Annotated in this window: 3 protein-coding genes; all 3 read left to right on the forward strand. The window is 64.2% G+C overall.

The genetic code is table 11. The annotated features are described in order from the left end of the window. The coding region (locus CKF42_RS20895) for a gamma-glutamyltransferase family protein (protein WP_111209110.1) at nucleotides 1–1,039 on the forward strand (1,039 nt) is incomplete at its 5' end. Between the two features lie 13 nt (nucleotides 1,040–1,052). Next, nucleotides 1,053–1,235 carry an oxalurate catabolism protein HpxX gene (gene hpxX, locus CKF42_RS20900; RefSeq protein WP_009091925.1) on the forward strand — a complete coding sequence of 61 codons (183 nt, stop codon included), beginning with the start codon at nucleotides 1,053–1,055 and terminating at the stop codon, nucleotides 1,233–1,235. Beyond that, a partial coding sequence (locus tag CKF42_RS20905) for an amidase family protein (protein ID WP_255420976.1) occupies nucleotides 1,232–1,618 on the forward strand: 387 nt, incomplete at its 3' end. The genes hpxX and CKF42_RS20905, both read left to right, overlap by 4 nt.

A 1,618-nucleotide genomic window follows, 5' to 3' on the forward strand; every position in this document is an offset into this window, starting at 1 on the left:
TACCCAGCCTGCGCTGGCACAGACCCTGAGCCAGCTTACCGAACAGGGGCTGGACAGCTTCTATCGCGGCCCGCTGGCGCACCATATGGCTGATGAAATGGCCACGCTTGGCATGCCGGTCACCCTGGCCGATCTGCAGCAGCATCGCGCCCGTCGCACCACGCCCCTGCACCTCGCACACAGCGAAGGCGACATCTGGAATATCGCCCCGCCGACCCAGGGCCTCGTCTCGCTGGCGATCCTTGGCATTACCGATCGCCTGGAGATGGCCGGGGCTGACGAGGCGCAGACGGTGCACCGCATCGTGGAAGCCACCAAAAAAGCCTTTGCGCTGCGCGACCGGCACATTACCGATCCGCGTCACGTCACCGAAGATGTGCAGGCGCTGCTGGCTGAGGACGCCCTCGCCACCCTCGCCAGCCAGATCAAAGATGGCGAGGCGGCAAACTGGGGCAGCGGCCGCGGGCCGGGCGATACGGTCTGGATGGGTGTGATGGACAGCAGCGGGCTTGCCGTCTCCTTTATTCAGAGCATCTATCACGAATTTGGCAGCGGGGTCGTCCTGCCCGGCACCGGGATCACCTGGCAGAACCGGGGAGCCGCGTTCAGCCTCGATCCTGACCATCTGCTGGCGCTGGCACCCGGCAAACAGCCCTTCCATACCCTGAACCCCGCCGCCGCACGGCTGAAAGATGGCCGGACGCTGGTTTATGGCGCGATGGGCGGAGATGGTCAGCCGCAGACCCAGGCAGCGATCTTTACCCGCCATGTGATTCAGGGGTTGCCGCTGCAGCAGGCGGTCAGTGCACCGCGCTGGCTGCTGGGGCGTACTTGGGGCCAGTCATCAGACTCGCTGAAGCTGGAAGGCCGCATTGCCGACGAAACCGTCGCACAGCTGCGCCAGTGGGGGCACGAGGTAGAACGCCTGCCGGACTTCAGCGAATCCGTGGGTCATGCGGGTGCCATTGTGCGTCACTGCAACGGCATGTTTGAAGGCGCGAGCGATCCGCGCAGTAACGGCAGCGCCGCCGGTTTTTAAACAGGAGTGAATCATGAATGAACATGAGTGGGCCAGCTACATCGGCCATATGGAGCAGATCCTGCAACTGACGCTGGACGATCCCCGCCGCGCCGAGCTGCTAATCCAGCTGTCGCGTATCGCGGAGATGGCCGCACCACTGATGGCGTTTCCGCTTGATGATCGGCTGGAAGTAGCGGGAGTGTATCAGGCATGAAAACAGGTGACGTTTCGATTCAGACGCTGCAGCAGGCGATCCGCCAGGGTGAGATCAGCGCTCGCGAAGTGGCCAAACAGACGCTGCAGGCGATTGAGCAGCACAACCCGGCGCTGAATGCCTGGACGGAAATCACCGGGCCTCGCATGTTGAAAGAAGCCAGCGCGGTTGATGCGCAGCGGCAGCGCGGTGAGCCCCTGCCCCCGCTGGCGGGCATTCCCTATGCGGTGAAGAACCTGTTTGATGTGGCGGGTCACAGCACGCTGGCAGGGGCGAGGCTGTTCAGTGACCGCCCCGCGGCGCAGGCGGATGCCTTCGCCATCGGCAAACTGCGCCACGCAGGCGCGCTGCTGTCGGGCATGCTGAACATGGATGCCTACGCC

Origin of the sequence: Pantoea sp. ARC270 (assembly GCF_003236725.1) — a bacterium.
Lineage (GTDB): Bacteria > Pseudomonadota > Gammaproteobacteria > Enterobacterales > Enterobacteriaceae > Pantoea > Pantoea anthophila.